The 15,321-nt window shown below is 72.2% G+C and carries 14 protein-coding genes; 5 read left to right on the top strand and 9 right to left on the bottom strand.

All coding sequences use genetic code 11. From position 1 onward, the window contains the following. Positions 1 to 7 precede the first annotated feature (7 nt). Positions 8 to 217: a helix-turn-helix domain-containing protein gene (locus tag ACGFMM_RS04985; RefSeq protein WP_393643210.1), complete on the top strand. Its 210-nt coding sequence runs from the start codon at positions 8 to 10 to the stop codon at positions 215 to 217. Continuing rightward, positions 217 to 768, top strand: coding sequence for a Clp protease N-terminal domain-containing protein (locus ACGFMM_RS04990; RefSeq protein WP_393643211.1), 552 nt, complete (start codon positions 217 to 219; stop codon positions 766 to 768). The genes ACGFMM_RS04985 and ACGFMM_RS04990 overlap by 1 nt, the downstream gene beginning before the upstream one ends. Here the strand turns inward: ACGFMM_RS04990 and ACGFMM_RS04995 are convergent. Both ACGFMM_RS04995 and ACGFMM_RS05000 read right to left on the bottom strand, forming a co-directional pair. Further along, a complete protein-coding gene (locus ACGFMM_RS04995; RefSeq protein ID WP_393643213.1) occupies positions 760 to 1,659 on the bottom strand; it encodes a PadR family transcriptional regulator in 900 nt (299 codons plus the stop codon). The two genes, ACGFMM_RS04990 and ACGFMM_RS04995, sit on opposite strands and share 9 nt — an antisense overlap. Position 1,660: 1 nt before the next feature. After that, complete coding sequence (locus tag ACGFMM_RS05000) at positions 1,661 to 2,512, bottom strand: DUF4097 domain-containing protein (RefSeq protein ID WP_393643215.1); 852 nt, start codon at positions 2,510 to 2,512, stop codon at positions 1,661 to 1,663. A gap of 149 nt (positions 2,513 to 2,661) precedes the next feature. Here ACGFMM_RS05000 and ACGFMM_RS05005 point away from each other — a divergent pair, with 149 nt between their 5' ends. Further along, positions 2,662 to 3,459, top strand: coding sequence for a hypothetical protein (locus tag ACGFMM_RS05005; protein WP_393643217.1), 798 nt, complete (start codon positions 2,662 to 2,664; stop codon positions 3,457 to 3,459). A gap of 15 nt (positions 3,460 to 3,474) precedes the next feature. Here ACGFMM_RS05005 and ACGFMM_RS05010 read toward each other — a convergent pair whose 3' ends face one another. The 6 genes from ACGFMM_RS05010 to ACGFMM_RS05035 form a co-directional block, all read right to left on the bottom strand. Further along, positions 3,475 to 3,657, bottom strand: coding sequence for a DUF6104 family protein (locus tag ACGFMM_RS05010; RefSeq protein WP_019075209.1), 183 nt, complete (start codon positions 3,655 to 3,657; stop codon positions 3,475 to 3,477). A 76-nt stretch (positions 3,658 to 3,733) separates the two neighbouring features. Further along, positions 3,734 to 7,537: a multifunctional oxoglutarate decarboxylase/oxoglutarate dehydrogenase thiamine pyrophosphate-binding subunit/dihydrolipoyllysine-residue succinyltransferase subunit gene (locus ACGFMM_RS05015; protein WP_393643219.1), complete on the bottom strand. Its 3,804-nt coding sequence runs from the start codon at positions 7,535 to 7,537 to the stop codon at positions 3,734 to 3,736. Between the two features lie 345 nt (positions 7,538 to 7,882). Beyond that, complete coding sequence (locus ACGFMM_RS05020; protein WP_393643221.1) at positions 7,883 to 8,971, bottom strand: ATP-binding protein; 1,089 nt, start codon at positions 8,969 to 8,971, stop codon at positions 7,883 to 7,885. Continuing rightward, positions 8,968 to 9,705, bottom strand: coding sequence for a response regulator transcription factor (locus tag ACGFMM_RS05025; protein WP_393643223.1), 738 nt, complete (start codon positions 9,703 to 9,705; stop codon positions 8,968 to 8,970). Before ACGFMM_RS05025 ends, ACGFMM_RS05020 begins: the two co-directional genes overlap by 4 nt. A 112-nt stretch (positions 9,706 to 9,817) precedes the next feature. After that, the gene (locus ACGFMM_RS05030) at positions 9,818 to 10,486 is read right to left on the bottom strand and encodes a spermidine synthase (RefSeq protein ID WP_393643225.1); all 669 of its coding nucleotides are present in this window, start codon (positions 10,484 to 10,486) and stop codon (positions 9,818 to 9,820) included. Positions 10,487 to 10,565: 79 nt separating this feature from the next. Then, on the bottom strand, positions 10,566 to 11,081 hold the full coding sequence (locus ACGFMM_RS05035) for a hypothetical protein (protein ID WP_393643227.1): 516 nt from the start codon (positions 11,079 to 11,081) through the stop codon (positions 10,566 to 10,568). A gap of 166 nt (positions 11,082 to 11,247) precedes the next feature. On the opposite strand from ACGFMM_RS05035, the gene lon reads away from it, so the two are divergent. Next, the gene (gene lon, locus ACGFMM_RS05040; protein ID WP_393643229.1) at positions 11,248 to 13,659 is read left to right on the top strand and encodes an endopeptidase La; all 2,412 of its coding nucleotides are present in this window, start codon (positions 11,248 to 11,250) and stop codon (positions 13,657 to 13,659) included. A 75-nt stretch (positions 13,660 to 13,734) separates the two neighbouring features. Here the strand turns inward: lon and ACGFMM_RS05045 are convergent, their stop codons facing one another. Continuing rightward, entirely contained in the window at positions 13,735 to 14,178 is a 444-nt protein-coding gene (locus tag ACGFMM_RS05045) for a DUF2690 domain-containing protein (protein WP_393643231.1), read from the bottom strand. 132 nt (positions 14,179 to 14,310) lie between these two features. Here ACGFMM_RS05045 and ACGFMM_RS05050 point away from each other — a divergent pair, with 132 nt between their 5' ends. Beyond that, positions 14,311 to 15,321 carry a helix-turn-helix domain-containing protein gene (locus ACGFMM_RS05050; RefSeq protein WP_393643232.1) on the top strand — a complete coding sequence of 337 codons (1,011 nt, stop codon included), beginning with the start codon at positions 14,311 to 14,313 and terminating at the stop codon, positions 15,319 to 15,321.

Here is a 15,321-nt window from a genome sequence, read left to right on the forward strand (position 1 = left end):
TGACAGCATGAGTGATGCGACCGAGCTCGCCGCGCGGGCGGGCGACCGCGACCCCCGGGTCGGACTGCGGGCCGTCTCCGCGCTGCGGCGACTGCTGGAACAGCTGGAGGCCGTCCAGGTGCGCAGTGCGCGCAACCAGGGCTGGTCGTGGCAGGAGATCGCGGCCGAACTGGGGGTCAGCCGTCAGGCCGTCCACAAGAAGTACGGGAGGCAGTGATGTTCGAACGGTTCACGAAGGCCGCGCGGGCCGTGGTGAAGGGGGCGGTCGAGCGGGCCGAGCTCGACGGCGCGGCGGTCGTCACCGAGGAGCATCTGCTGCTGTCCCTGCTGGACCGGGACGGTACGCGGGCGGCGGCGGCCCTGGGCGAGCTGTGCCCGCCGGACCGCCGGGCCTCCCTGGTGGCCGACCTCGCCGACGCCCGGCGGCGGGCGGGCCTGTCCCGCGCGGACGCCGAGGCCCTGGCGGACCTCGGCATCGACGTCGGCGCGGTCGTGGCACGGGTCGAGGAGACCCACGGCGCGGGCGCGCTGGCCGGCGACGGCAAGGACGCCGGCCGACGGTTCGGCCGGCCGTCCTTCACCAAGGGGGCCAAGACCGTCCTGGAGAGGTCCCTCCGGGCGGCCCTGGCCCGCAAGGACCGGGAGATAGGCGACGAGCACATCCTCCTGGCGCTCACCACGGGCGGGGGAGTCGTGGCCGAGGCCCTGGCCGACCACGGCGTGACGTACGCGTCCGTGGAGGAGGCCGTCGCCCAGCGCTCAGCCTGACCGCCGCAGCAGCCCGAGCAGCCGCCCGGCGGCGACGCCCAGCTGCGCCCGCGCCTCGGCGAACTGCTCGGCGTCGACCCCGTGGTCCCGGGCCGCGTCCCGTACGTCGTCCCGGAACCGGTCCAGGAGCCGGTCCAGGTCCCGCAGCGGATCCCCGCTGTCGGCCATGTCGGGCTCCCAGACGGGCTCGGCGGGGGCCTTCGCGCCGGATCGCCCGGCCGCGTCGTTCCTCCCCCAGACTCCGTCCGGGGGGACCCCCATCTCGCTTCGCTCGGCCGTGTCCTTCCGTCCGGCCGTCCCGGGTTCGTCCGCCGCCGGGGTCTCCGGGGGCGTCGCCCACGGCGTGCCCGGGGCGTCGAGGAGGCCCGACAGCCGGGTGGTGAGCTCGGTCAGGCCCTCGCGGACGCCCGTGGGCCAGTCGCCGGCGATGAAGTGGGACTGGACCTGGTCCTGGACCTCCTTGGCGACGCGCTGGAACTCCTGGGCCTGCCGGCGGGCCTGGCGGGTCTGCGTGCCGGCCGCCGCGCGCATCTCGCTGCGCAGCCGGCCCGCTGCGCCGCGCACGTCGGCGCGGATCTCCGCGGCGAGTTCGGAGACCGAGTCGCGGATCTCCTGCTCCAGGTCAGCGAGTTCGCCGACCCGGCCGGCCAGCTCCGCGCGGCCCGCCTCGGTGATCGAGTACACCTTCCGGCCGCCCTCCGTGGCATGCGTGACCAGGCCCTCGGCCTCCAGCTTGGCCAGCCGCGGGTAGACCGTGCCCGCCGAGGGGGCGTACAGGCCCTGGAAGCGCTCCTCCAGGAGCCGGATCACCTCGTAGCCGTGCCGCGGCGCCTCGTCGAGGAGCTTCAGCAGGTAGAGGCGGAGCCGGCCGTGGGCGAAGACGGGGGGCATGTCACAGCACCTTTTCGTGAGGGGTCTCGTCCGGGCGGCGCAGCAGCGCGATCGAGCCGGAGACGGTCGTGGCCTTCAGCGAGCCGCGGCCCGAGCCCAGCGTGCCGGTGATGCTCTTCGAGCCCCACCGGCCCGCGACGCGCAGGTCCTCGAAGGCGTTGGCGACGGAGCCGCCCGACGTGCTCGCCTCCACCGTCGCGTCCGGGTCCGCGAGCCGGATCGCCACCTCGCCGGAGACGCTGCTGAGCCGGATGTCCGCGGGCGGGCCGTCCAGGCGGTGCGGATCCAGGTCGATGACCAGCGCCCCGCTCACCGTCTCCGCGCTCACGGACGCGCCCGCGCCCTCGACCAGCGTCACGTCGCCCGACACCGAGTGGGCGCGCAGCGCGCCCGTCACCGACTGGGCCTCGAGACCGCCCGAGACGCTCTCCGCCCGCACCGGGCCCGACAGCCCCACGAGCGTCGTGTCGCCGGAGACGCCGCGTACGTCCGTCCGGCCCCGGATCCCGGAGATCACCGCCTCCGCGGCGACCGTCCCGACCTCGACGTCCGCGCCCGCCGGGACCGCGACCGAGACCACCGCCCGGCGCCGCCGGCCCTTCGGGTCCAGCCAGTTGAGCAGGCCCTTCCAGTGCAGGTCCTTCCACTGCAGGTCCGCGTAGGTGATCGTCAGCGTCGAGCCCTCCTGCGTCACGATCAGCGGCGGGCCCTCGAGCTCCGCGATCTCGACGCGGGCGGCCGCCTCGTCCGTCCCGACCACGTTGACCGCGCCGTTGACGATGCGGATCTTCAGATGCCGTACGGGCTCCGCCGGCGTGAGTTCTCCGGGCTCGGCGACGGACCACTCTGTCATCGGCTGACCTCCCGTGTCGTGGCGTGACGCAACATATCGCGTCTCACGTAAGCACGATATATCGCGAGCCGTTGCCGTCAAGGCCCGGCGGCACGCGGTCACTCCCCATACGCCCGCATACCGCGACAAATTGACCTAGCGTGTGGTGCGTGAACGCGCTCCTGCTCTGCCGTGCCGCACCGCCCGCCGTACGCGGGCCCGCCCAGCTCCTGCGCGAGCAGTTGCTGCTCGCCCAGGCCGGGACGGACTGGAGCGTCCTCGTGCCCGAGGGAAAGCCCTGGCTGGACGGCGGCGAGCCGGTCGACCGGGTCGTGACCGGCTGGGCCACCGCGCTCGCCGTCGGCGCGACCTGGCCCGTCCTCGGGCTCTGGTGGGACGCCGACCGCGCCGGCTTCACGCTCGCCTCCGGCTTCCGCCGACCCGTGGGGTACACCTGGCTCGCCGACGGCACCCCGGCGGGCGAGGACGAGGCGATGCGCACCTTCGCGAACCGGCTGGCGCTCGACCCCGTCCTGGACGTCCAGGCCCTGGAGCCCCTCACCGCGCCCGACCCGGACGCCGACGCCCGCGCCCGGCTCCTCGGCCTCACCGCGGTCCTCGCCCGCGCCGGGCTGGCCCTGCCGCCCGGGCTCGGCCCCGGCGACTCCGCCGACGCCCTCCGGGCCGCCGCCGAAGCCGTCGGGGCGGAGGAGCTCGCCTGGTCGGGCTGGAGGGAGGCGGTCCGCACCGAACTCGACGTCGTCGAGGCCGGACCCCTCGGCCCGTACCTGCTCCACGGGCCCAGGGCCCGCGCCCTCGCGGCCGGCCTGATCGCGGCCGGACTCCCGCTCACCGTCTGGGGGATCGCCCGCCGCAGCGGCGGCTGGACCGCGGCCGGGCTGCTGCTCGTCGCCGACGGCCTCCTGGGCCTGGCCTACGACCGCCTCAGAACCGCGGATGCCGGCTAGGGCCCCTACTCGGCCCTACTCGTCGTCGTCTTCGTCGTCCAGCCGCGCCAGCCACGTCGCCAGGCGCTCCACCGGCACCTCGAAGTCGGGGTTCAGGTCGACGAAGGTCCGGAGCTGCTCGGCGAGCCACTCGAAGGTGACCTCCTCCTCGCCGCGCCGCTTCTCCAGCTCCTCGATGCCACGGTCCGTGAAGTACATGCGACCAGGATAGGCCGGAGGCCCGGTCCCCCCGACGGGGGTACCGGGCCTCCGGGCCTGGCCGTGACCTCCGGGCTTACGCCTCGAAGACCTCGTTGCACAGCTGCTGCTGCTCCGCCTGGTGGCGCTTGGCCGAGCCGACCGCCGGCGAGGAGCCGTGCGGACGCGAGATGCGCCGCAGCCGCTCCGCCGGGGGCAGGTCCGCGCCGACCGCCAGGTCCAGGTGGTCGATCAGGTTGAGCGCGATGAACGGCCACGCGCCCTGGTTCGCCGGCTCCTCCTGCGCCCAGATGTACTTCGCGGCGTTCGGGTACTTGGCGATCTCGGCCTGCAGCTCCTTGCCCGGCAGCGGGTACAGGCGCTCCACGCGGATGATCGCAGTGTCCGTGACACCGCGCTTCTGCCGCTCGGCCTCCAGGTCGTAGTAGACCTTGCCGGCGCAGAAGACGACCTTGCGGACGTCGGTCGGGTTCACCGACTCGTCGCCGATCACCGGGCGGAAGCCGCCGGTGGTGAACTCCTCCGCCTTCGACGCCGCCGCCTTCAGACGCAGCATCGACTTCGGGGTGAAGACGATCAGCGGCTTGTGGTGCGGGTTGTGCACCTGCCAGCGCAGCAGGTGGAAGTAGTTCGACGGCAGGGTCGGCATCGCGACCGTCATGTTGTCCTGCGCGCACATCTGGAGGAAGCGCTCCGGGCGGGCGGACGAGTGGTCCGGGCCCTGGCCCTCGTAGCCGTGCGGCAGCAGCAGCGTGACGCCGGAGGTCTGGCCCCACTTCTGCTCGGCGGAGGAGATGAACTCGTCGACGACGGTCTGCGCGCCGTTGACGAAGTCGCCGAACTGGGCCTCCCAGACGACCAGCGCGTCCGGGCGGGCCAGCGAGTAGCCGTACTCGAAGCCCATCGCCGCGTACTCGCTGAGCAGCGAGTCGTAGACGTTGTAGCGGGCCTGGTCCTCGGTCAGGTAGAGCAGCGGGGTGTAGTCCTCGCCGGTCTCCTGGTCGACCAGGACCGCGTGGCGCTGGCCGAAGGTGCCGCGGCGGGAGTCCTGGCCGGCGAGCCGGACCGTGGTGCCCTCCATCAGCAGCGAACCGATGGCCAGGGTCTCGCCCATGCCCCAGTCGATCGTGCCGTCGTCGATCGAGGCCGCGCGGCGCTGCAGCTGCGGCATCAGACGCGGGTGGACGGTGATCCGCTCGGGGATGCTCACCTGGGACTCGGCGATCCGCTTCACGACCTCCTGGGAGATCGCGGTGCTCACCGCCACCGGGAACTCGGCGCGGGTGTCCGGGACGAGCACCGGGGCCGGCGCCGAGGTGGCCTCGCGGACCTCCGCGAAGACCTTCTCCAGCTGGCCCTGGAAGTCCTGGAGCGCCTGCTCCGCCTCTTCGAGGGTGATGTCGCCGCGACCGATCAGCGACTCGGTGTACAGCTTGCGCACCGAACGCTTCTTGTCGATCAGGTTGTACATCTGCGGGTTGGTGAACTGCGGGTTGTCGCCCTCGTTGTGACCGCGGCGGCGGTAGCAGATGAGGTCGATCACGACGTCCTTGTTGAACGCCTGGCGGAACTCGAAGGCGAGCCGCGCGACGCGGACCACGGCCTCCGGGTCGTCGCCGTTCACGTGGAAGATCGGCGCCTCGATCATGCGGGCCACGTCGGTCGCGTACATCGAGGAACGCGAGGACTCCGGGGCGGCGGTGAAGCCGACCTGGTTGTTGATCACGATGTGGACCGTGCCGCCGGTGCGGTAGCCGCGCAGCTGCGACATGTTCAGCGTCTCGGCCACGACGCCCTGGCCGGCGAAGGCCGCGTCGCCGTGCAGGGCGACCGGCAGGACGGTGAAGTCCGTGCCGCCCTTGTTGATGACGTCCTGCTTGGCGCGGACGACGCCCTCCAGGACCGGGTCGACCGCCTCCAGGTGCGAGGGGTTGGCGACCAGCGAGACCTTGATCTGCTCGCCGTCCAGGCCGGTGAAGGTGCCCTCGGCGCCCAGGTGGTACTTCACGTCGCCGGAGCCGTGCATCGACTTCGGGTCGAGGTTGCCCTCGAACTCGCGGAAGATCTGCGCGTACGACTTGCCGACGATGTTCGCCAGGACGTTCAGACGGCCGCGGTGGGCCATGCCGATGACGACCTCGTCGAGGCGGGCCTCGGCGGCGGAGTCGAGCACCGCGTCGAGCAGCGGGATGACGGACTCGCCGCCCTCCAGGGAGAACCGCTTCTGACCGACGTACTTGGTCTGCAGGAAGGTCTCGAACGCCTCGGCCGCGTTGAGCCGGCGCAGGATCCGCAGCTGCTCCTCGCGCTCCGGCTTGGAGTGCGCGCGCTCGACGCGGTCCTGGATCCACTTGCGCTGCTTCGGGTCCTGGATGTGCATGAACTCGACGCCGGTGGTGCGGCAGTACGAGTCGCGCAGCACGCCGAGGATGTCGCGCAGCTTCATCATCGACTTGCCGGCGAAGCCGCCGACCGCGAACTCCCGCTCCAGGTCCCACAGGGTGAGGCCGTGCTCGGTGATGTCCAGGTCGGGGTGCTTGCGCTGGCGGTACTCCAGCGGGTCGGTGTCGGCCATGACGTGGCCGCGGACCCGGTAGGAGTGGATCAGCTCGAAGACCCGCGCGGCCTTGGTGACGTCGTCGTCGTGCGAGGTGTCGATGTCCCTGAGCCAGCGGACCGGCTCGTAGGGGATGCGCAGGGCCTTGAAGACCTCGTCGTAGAAGCCGTCCTCGCCGAGGAGCAGGTTCGAGACGATGCGCAGGAACTCGCCGGAGGCGGCACCCTGGATGACCCGGTGGTCGTAGGTCGACGTGAGCGTCATGACCTTCGAGATGCCGAGCTTGTTGAGGGTGTCCTGGCTCGTGCCCTGGAACTCGGCCGGGTAGTCCATCGAGCCGACGCCCATGATCACCGACTGGCCGGGCATCAGCCGCGGCACGGAGTGGACGGTGCCGAGGCCGCCGGGGTTGGTCAGGGAGACCGTGACGCCGGTGAAGTCCTCCATCGTCAGCTTGCCGACGCGGGCGCGCTTGACGATGTCCTCGTAGGCCTGCCAGAACTCGAAGAAGTTCAGCGTCTCGGCCTTCTTGATGCCGGCGACGACGAGCTGGCGGTCGCCGTTCGGCTTCACCAGGTCGATGGCCAGACCGAAGTTCACGTGCTCCGGCTTGACCAGCGTCGGCTTGCCGTCCTTCTCCGCGAAGGAGTAGTTCATCGACGGCATGGCCTTGATCGCCTGCACCATGGCGTAGCCGATGAGGTGGGTGAAGGAGATCTTCCCGCCCCGGGCGCGCTTCAGGTGGTTGTTGATGACGATCCGGTTGTCGAACAGCAGCTTCACCGGGACGGCGCGGACGGACGTGGCCGTCGGCATCTCCAGCGAGAGGTTCATGTTCTTCGCGACGGCGGCGGCGGGACCGCGGAGCGTGATCAGCTCCGGGCCGTCGGCGGCCGGGGTCGCCGGGGCGGCCTTCGCGGCAGCAGAGGGCGCGGCGGCGGGCTTCGCCGGCGCGGCGGCGGGCTTCGCCGGGGCGGGAGCCGGAGCCGGGGCGGCCGGAGCGGCCGGAGCCGGCTTGGCGGCCGGGACGGCAGCGGCGGGAGCCGGAGTGGCGGCCGGGGCCGGAGCGGCAGGCGCGGCGGGGGCGGCAGGTGTGGCCTGTGCGGGGCTCACCTGCGGCGCGGCGGAAGCCTCCGTCGAACCGGGCTTGTAGTCGGCGAAGAAGTCCCACCAGGCACGATCGACCGAATTCGGGTCCTGGAGGTACTGCTGGTAGATCTCGTCGACGAGCCACTCATTGGCGCCGAAGGCGGTCGCAGGGTTCTGACCCTGCCCGTCTTGGTCGGTGGAGGTACTCGGGGTACTGGGGGACTGAGACGACACGGCGGTAACCGCCCTCTTCCGCTTCACAAGGTGATGGACAGCGGAAATAAAGGCTACGCCTCCCCGGCCGGGAGGTGCAGGCCAGGCGCTCCAACGTCGCGCAAGTCACACTTGACGAGGTGTTTCGGCGCTGTGAATGGCGGGAAACAACCGTGGTTCCGCCTCTGTGAGGGTACGAAGAACCGCGGCCGCGCCCGCATCCGGCCCGCAGCCCTGCTCACACTCTGGCCATCACGTGGCCACGTACAGTGCAGCTCCTGCTCACACATCAAACAGGAGCCTCCGCACGCAATCACGCAGAACGCGTGCTTCCGGTTCGACCCTACGTCAACCTCGCGGTCAACATCACGCCGGAAGGCTGCCCGGGAGGGTGACTCGGATACGGCAGCCGCGTGATGATTCGGCCACTCCGATACGGCCGCCGTGCAGATCCACCGCCCAGCGGGCGATCGCCAGACCCAGCCCGGTGCCGCCGTCGCTGCCCTCGCCGCCCTGACCCGGGGCCGCGCCCCGGTTGAACCGCTCGAAGACCTTGTGCCGCTCCGACTCCGGGATGCCGGGGCCCTCGTCCTCGACCTCCAGCTCCACCGAGTCCGCGTACGGCCCGCGCCGGGCCCGTACCGTGACCCGGCCGTGCGCCGGGGAGTGCTTCACCGCGTTGTCGATCAGGTTCGCCATCACCTGGTGCAATCGCTCGGCGTCCGCGTGCGCGGTGAGCTCCGGCGGCGAGACGTCCAGGTGGAGATGGACGTCGGTGCGGTTGTGCAGTCCGGAGGTGGAGTCGAGCCCGCGCTGCGAGGCCGCCAGATTGGCCTCCCGCAGCACCCCCGACAGATACGGCCAGACCTCGAAGCGGCGTGCCCTGAGCGTGACGACACCGTTGTCGAGCCGTGACAGGTCCAGCAGCGTCTCCACCAGCCGGCCGAGCCGCTCGGTCTGCTTCAGGGCGGTGCGCATGGTCTCCGGATCGGCCTCCGAGACCCCGTCGACCACGTTCTCCAGGACCGCCCGCAGCGCCGCGATGGGCGTGCGCAGCTCGTGCGAGACGTTGGCCACCAGCTCCTTGCGGTGCTGGTCCTCGGCCTCCAGGTCGTCCGCCATGCGGTTGATCGTCCGGGCCAGCCCGCCCAGCTCGTCGCGCCGGTCCGCGCCCTGCACCCGTCTGCCGAAGTCGCCGCGCGAGATCGAGCCCGCCACCGTCGTCATCTCGTCCAGCGGGGCGGTCAGGCCGTGCGCCACGAACTGCGTGATCAGCAGCGTGGCGATCATCGCGAAGATCGTGATGTACCGGAACTCGGTGGACGTCCGGATGGCCACCAGGGCCAGACCGGAGGTGAGCAGGACCGCCCCGACGACCAGGGCCCCCAGCTTCGTCTTGATCGAGATCACGATCCGGCGGCCGCCGTGCGCGCCGGGACGGCCCGGCAGGGTCATGACGCCGGGGTCTCCAGCGCGTAGCCGACGCCGTGCACGGTACGGATGCGCTCCGCACCGATCTTCCGGCGCAGCGCCTTGATGTGGCTGTCGACCGTCCGGGTGCCGGAGGCGTCAGCCCAGTCCCACACCTCGGCGAGCAGCTGCTCCCGGGAGAGCACCGCGCGCGGCGTGTTCGCCAGGCAGACCAGCAGGTCGAACTCGGTCGGCGTCAGGTGGACGTCCTCGGCCCGCACCCGGACCCGGCGCTGCGCGTGGTCGATCTCCAGCTCGCCCAGTCGCAGGATCCCGCTGCGCGGGGTCACCGCCGCCAGCGCGGCCCGCTCCACCCGGCGCAGCAGCACGTGCACCCGGGCGGCCAGCTCCCGCATGGAGAAAGGCTTCGTCATGTAGTCGTCCGCGCCGACCCCGAGGCCGACCAGCATGTCGGTCTCGTCGTCCCGTGCCGTGAGCATCAGGACCGGGACCGGCCGCTGGGACTGCACGCGGCGGCACACCTCCAGGCCGTCGAAGCCCGGCAGCATCACGTCCAGGACCATCAGGTCCGGCTGCCAGGCCTCGGCCGCGTCCACCGCGGCCGGGCCGTCCGACGCGGTCTGCACCAGGAAGCCCTCGGCGCGCAGCCGCGCCGAGACAGCGTCCAGGATCGTGGCGTCGTCCTCGACGACGAGTACCCGACGCTGCGCACCGGGGGTGGCCGCCGCACCGTTGTGAGTGGTGTGTGTCTGCTCCATCGCCCGCCCCTGTCGCGTTGCCGCGTGTGCTGTGGTTCGTGCTGCCGGTCCGTTTGCGGCAGTGATCCGTACGTTGTCGCTCAGCAGCGTAAAGGCAGTTACCTCGTCCCGGCTACGCAGGTCGTACGCCGAGGTGCACCACGTCGGGAACGCCTCGGGCAACGCGGATCTCTTCGGTTCTTACCCCGTTGAATCCGGCATTCCGCAACGAGTTCTCGAAAGTGGAGGACGGCTGCGCGGACCACACGGCGAGCACGCCGCCGGGGTTCAACCGGTCCTTGCAGGCGGCAAGACCGGCCGGAGAGTAAAGACCCAGGTTGTCCTCGGTGACGGTCCAGTCCGGTCCGTTGTCGATGTCGAGGCAGAGCGCGTCGTACGTCTCGGCGCTCGTGTGCAGGTGGGCGACCAGATCGGTGTGCAGCACGGCGCTTCGCGGATCGGCCAGCGAGGCGGCGGAGAGCGGGACGAGCGGGCCGGTGCGGTGCCAGTCGATGATCGCCGCCTCGCGCTCGACGACCGTGATCCGGCCCCAGCGGGGGTCTGCGGCGGCGTGGGCGAGGGAGAAGCCGACGCCGAGGCCGCCGATGAGGACGGAGGGGGCGGGGCGGTCGGCGGGCAGCGCGTCGCGCGCCGCGTCCACGAGCAGCCGCTCCGAGCGGCCGTCGGACGTGTCCATCAGGAACGTGCCGTTGGCGATGATCTCGAAGTGCTCGTCGCGCCGGCGCAGCACGACCTCTCCGTACGGTCCCTCGCGCCGGTCGAGGGTGACGGGGCTGGACATGGTCCCTCCGTGACGGTGTCTCGGGTACGGGCTGCCCCGCCATCCTGCCGGACCGGGCGGCGGGGCCGAACCGGAATATCTACGTACCCGTCGGCGGGCCGCCCTCGGGCAGCGCGGCGAACACCCGGTCCAGGGCCTTCGGTCGGGCGCCGTCACCGGCGACGACGACCCGGTGGTCGTACGAGACGACGTACTGGAACCCGTCGTGGACCACGCCGCCGTCCACCCGTGCGGGCACCGCCGCGTACTGCGGAGACTCCAACGCCTTGCGCAGCTGGGCCAGTTCGGCCGGCTTCATGCGGCCCTCGCGCCGCCGCGGAGAGGTGAGGCCCTGGCGGAGCGTGTAGCGGCCGTCGCCGTACACCAGGAGCTGGTTCGCGACGCCGGCGAGACCGCCGCTCACGTTCACCTCGACGAGTACCTCGTCGGCGCGCGGTTCGGCCTTCGGCGGGGCGGACGTGCTGGGCGTGGCGGACGTCGTGGGCGTGGCGGCCGCGTCCGGCGGGAGGGGCGGCTGCTCCCCACAGGCCGTCAGGGCGACCGCCGCCGCGATCGCCGCCACGCCGACACCCGTCACGCCACGTCGCCGTCTCATGCGCCGAGCATGCCCGGTCCCTCCTCCTTCGCGCAGCCGATCCGTTCGAACGCCGGCCGGACGCTCCCCGCGGGCGATCGCTCACAGCGAACGGCAACCGGGGAACAATCCCCCGCTCACATGCATTGAGTCGGCATAACTCAACTTGAATGCCGGAGGGAAGATCATGGCTGCTGAGTCCACGGCGTCCGTGCCGCTCACTCTGCCTGTGCTGCCGCTCGACGACGAGGTCGTGCTGCCCGGAATGGTGGTGCCCCTCGACCTGTCCGACCCGGACGTGCGCGCGGCGGTGGAGGCCGCCCAGGTCGCTGCCCGAGCGGCGGGCCGCAAGCCGCAGGTGCTGCTCGTGCCGCGGATCGACGGCGCGTACGCCGCGACCGGCGTCCTCGGCACGGTCGAGCAGGTGGGGCGGCTGTCCGACGGCGACCCCGGCGCGCTGATCCGCGGCGGCGGCCGCGTCCGCATCGGCGCGGGGACGACCGGTCCCGGGGGCGCGCTCTGGGTCGAGGGCGCCATGGTCGAGGAAACGGTCCCCGACCCGCTGCCCGGCTCCGTCGCCGAGCTGGTCAAGGAGTACAAGGCCCTCGCCACCAGCTGGCTGAAGAAGCGCGGCGCCTGGCAGGTCGTGGACCGCGTCCAGCAGATCGACGGGGTCTCCGCGCTCGCCGACAACTCCGGCTACTCCCCGTTCCTCACCCTGGAGCAGAAGGTCGAGCTCCTGGAGACCGCCGACCCGGTCGCCCGGCTGAAGCTTGCCACCGCGCAGCTGCGCGAGCACTTGGCCGAGCAGGACGTGGCCGAGACCATCGCCAAGGACGTCCAGGAGGGCGTCGACAAGCAGCAGCGCGAGTTCCTGCTCCGCCGTCAGCTGGAGGCGGTCCGCAAGGAGCTGCGCGAGCTCAACGGCGAGTCCGAGGCCGACGAGTCCGACGACTACCGCACCCGCGTGGAGGCGGCCGACCTGCCCGAGAAGGTGCGGGAGGCCGCGCTCAAGGAGGTCGAGAAGCTGGAGCGGTCCAGCGACCAGTCCCCGGAGGGCTCCTGGATCCGCACCTGGCTCGACACCGTCCTGGAACTCCCCTGGAACGAGCGCACCGAGGACCGCTACGACATCCCGGGCGCCCAGGCCGTCCTCGACGCCGAGCACGCGGGCCTGGAGGACGTGAAGGAGCGCATCACCGAGTACCTGGCCGTGCGCAAGCGCCGCGCCGAGCGCGGACTCGGCGTGGTCGGCGGGCGCCGCGGCGGCGCGGTCCTTGCCCTCGTCGGCCCGCCCGGCGTCGGCAAGACCTCGCTCGGCGAGTCCGTCGCGCACGCGATGGGACGCAAGTTCGTCCGCGTCGCGCTCGGCGGCGTACGCGACGAGGCGGAGATCCGCGGCCACCGGCGCACCTACGTCGGCGCGCTGCCCGGCCGGATCGTGCGGGCGATCAAGGAGGCCGGGTCCATGAACCCGGTGGTCCTGCTCGACGAGATCGACAAGGTCGGCTCCGACTACCGCGGCGACCCGGCGGCGGCGCTGCTCGAAGTCCTGGACCCGGCGCAGAACCACACCTTCCGCGACCACTACCTGGAGGTCGAGCTCGACCTGAGCGACGTCGTGTTCCTCGCGACGGCGAACGTCCTGGAGGCCATCCCGGAGGCCCTGCTCGACCGCATGGAGCTGGTGCGTCTCGACGGCTACACCGAGGACGAGAAGGTGGTCATCGCCCGGGACCACCTGCTGCCGAGGCAGCTGGAGCGGGCGGGCCTGCAGTCCGGCGAGGTCACCATCGACGAGGCCGCGCTGCGCAGGCTGGCCGGCGAGTACACCCGGGAGGCGGGCGTCCGCACCCTGGAGCGCTCGATCGCCCGGCTGCTGCGCAAGGTCACGGCCCAGCACGAACTCGGCGACCGCGAGCTGCCGTTCACGGTCGGCCCGGACGACCTGCGGGCCCTGATCGGCCGGCCGCACCACGTGCCCGAGTCCGCCCAGGACCCGGCGGAGCGCCGTACGGCGGTGCCCGGCGTGGCGACCGGTCTCGCGGTGACCGGCGCGGGCGGCGACGTGCTGTTCGTCGAGGCGTCGCTGGCCGACCCGGAGACGGGCGCGGCGGGTCTGACGCTGACCGGTCAGCTGGGCGACGTGATGAAGGAGTCCGCGCAGATCGCGCTCAGCTTCCTGAGGAGCCACGGCGCGGAGCTGGAGCTGCCCGTCACCGGTCTTAAGGACCGGGGCGTGCACATCCACTTCCCGGCGGGCGCGGTGCCGAAGGACGGTCCGAGCGCCGGCATCACGATGACGACGGCGCTGGCCTCGCTGCTCTCCGGCCGCCAGGTCCGCACGGACGTGGCGATGACCGGCGAGGTCTCGCTCACCGGCCGGGTGCTGCCGATCGGCGGTCTGAAGCAGAAGCTGCTGGCCGCCCACCGCGCGGGCATCACGACGGTCGTGATCCCCAAGCGGAACGAGGCCGACCTGGACGACGTCCCGGCGGAGATCCTGGAGAAGCTGGACGTCCACCCGGTGACGGACGTCCGCCAGGTCCTCGAACTGGCCCTCTCCCCGGCGGAGGTGGCCGTCGGCGTCGCGGCGTGACGCCTGCCCGACGAGGACGGGGCGCCCTCCCGCAGGAGGGCGCCCCGCCGCCGTTGTCGGTGCCTCGCCCCTCGCTCAGTACCAGCCGGTGCAGGCGAGATGCCCCTGGGACTCCCCGCAGGCCCGCATGTAGTGGCGGTCGTCGTCCCAGGCCGTGGTGTACACGCTGCCGCCGGACCTGATCGAGGTGTAGCCCAGCCAGGGCTGCCAGTTGCCGTTCTGCGTGTCCGCCCACGTCCAGGCTCGGTCCACCCAGAGGGTGTCCCCGACGCGGCCCATGACGATCCGGCCCCAGGCGCAGGTCGTGCCCGCGTTGTAGCGCAGTTGGTAGACGGACCCGCTGGGGAACCGGAGCTCCCTCACCGTCGTGCCGGACAGGCCGGCGGGACTCTGCCCGTCGACGCAGGTGCCCAGCGGCTGTGCCTGGGGCTGTGCCTGGGCGGCCTGCGGCATCGAAAACGTCAGCCCGGCCAGGCTCGCCGTCAGGGCGACGAGCACCTTCGTCTTGAATCGACGCATTCTCATGATCCCCCTCGGTCGTTTCGTTTGTTTCCTGCGGAGACCAGAGTGGTTCGGCCGCCGCCCGGAGGCCGAGGTTCCATGCGACGATTCGAGGAGGTTCGAATCCATGGCACGGCAGGGGGACCGGTCATGATGCAACTCAGCGTGGACGCGGCCGGGTTGGCGCGCTCCCGATTCGCCGTCTCGCCGCTGCAGCAGGTCACCGGCACCCTCATGCCGTGGGGGCTCAGCCCACGGGGAGACGTCGGACCCTGGCTCGCCCAGGCCCGCCGGTCGTTGCGCCGGGCGGGGCTGCCTCTGCTGTCCGCCCTGGCGCTCGAGGGCACCGGCTACCTCCCCGACTTCCTCAGCCCCTATCCGGCCTGCCCCGCGCCGACCGTCAAGGACGAACTGGAGCGCGTGGCGGCCACCGAGCCCGAGCGGGTCATGAGCGAGCTGGAGTGCGCCGGCCGTGGCTGGCCCTCGTACGAAGGTCAGGGCGGCGAGCCGTCGGAGACCTTGCGCCGGGCCATGGCCCGCGGCGGGCGTCATGCCGCGAGGCAGGCCGCCACCGAGTTGCGCCGCTACTGGCACCTGGCCTTCGCGCCGCACTGGAGGACCGCCAGGTCGCTGCTCGACGCCGAGGTGGACCGGTGCGCGGGCATGATCGCCCGCTACGGCGCGGGCGACCTCTTCAACTCGATCCATTCCGGTATCACCTGGGACGACGACGCGCTCCGCGTCGAGAGCAGCTTCTCCGGCTGCTTCCAGGTGCCCCGGGTGGTCCTGGTGCCCTCACTGGTCGTGCAGTTCCCCGTGGTGGCCGTCGATCCGCTGGGACCGCTCGACGACTGGCCCCCGCTCCTCGTCTACCCCCTGTCGCCTCCGTCGTCGGGCGAGCACGCCGCGTCCCCCGCACTCGCCCGCCTCGTCGGCTCGACCCGGGCCGCCCTGCTCACGGCGCTGGACCGGCCCGCCACCACCTCAGAGCTGGCGGTACGCGGCTTCCTCAGTCCGGCGACCGTCTCGTACCACCTGGGCATCCTGCGCCGCTCGGGCCTCGTCACCCCCATCCGTGACGGACGGCGCGTCCTGTACCGGCGTACGGCACAGGGGACCAGGCTCGTCACCGACGACGGCGGCGGGACGGCCCGCCCGTAG

This window comes from Streptomyces sp. NPDC048604 (genome assembly GCF_043199435.1).
Taxonomy (GTDB): Bacteria; Actinomycetota; Actinomycetes; order Streptomycetales; family Streptomycetaceae; genus Streptomyces.

Coding starts and splice junctions, on each gene's coding strand:
- ACGFMM_RS04985 (WP_393643210.1), top strand. CDS start 8: ATGAGTGATGCGACCGAGCTCGCCGCGCGGGCGGGCGACCGCGACCCC.
- ACGFMM_RS04990 (WP_393643211.1), top strand. CDS start 217: ATGTTCGAACGGTTCACGAAGGCCGCGCGGGCCGTGGTGAAGGGGGCG.
- ACGFMM_RS04995 (WP_393643213.1), bottom strand. CDS start 1,659: ATGCCCCCCGTCTTCGCCCACGGCCGGCTCCGCCTCTACCTGCTGAAG.
- ACGFMM_RS05000 (WP_393643215.1), bottom strand. CDS start 2,512: ATGACAGAGTGGTCCGTCGCCGAGCCCGGAGAACTCACGCCGGCGGAG.
- ACGFMM_RS05010 (WP_019075209.1), bottom strand. CDS start 3,657: ATGTACTTCACGGACCGTGGCATCGAGGAGCTGGAGAAGCGGCGCGGC.
- ACGFMM_RS05020 (WP_393643221.1), bottom strand. CDS start 8,971: ATGACCCTGCCGGGCCGTCCCGGCGCGCACGGCGGCCGCCGGATCGTG.
- ACGFMM_RS05025 (WP_393643223.1), bottom strand. CDS start 9,705: ATGGAGCAGACACACACCACTCACAACGGTGCGGCGGCCACCCCCGGT.
- ACGFMM_RS05030 (WP_393643225.1), bottom strand. CDS start 10,486: ATGTCCAGCCCCGTCACCCTCGACCGGCGCGAGGGACCGTACGGAGAG.
- ACGFMM_RS05035 (WP_393643227.1), bottom strand. CDS start 11,081: ATGAGACGGCGACGTGGCGTGACGGGTGTCGGCGTGGCGGCGATCGCG.
- lon (WP_393643229.1), top strand. CDS start 11,248: ATGGCTGCTGAGTCCACGGCGTCCGTGCCGCTCACTCTGCCTGTGCTG.
- ACGFMM_RS05045 (WP_393643231.1), bottom strand. CDS start 14,178: ATGCGTCGATTCAAGACGAAGGTGCTCGTCGCCCTGACGGCGAGCCTG.
- ACGFMM_RS05050 (WP_393643232.1), top strand. CDS start 14,311: ATGATGCAACTCAGCGTGGACGCGGCCGGGTTGGCGCGCTCCCGATTC.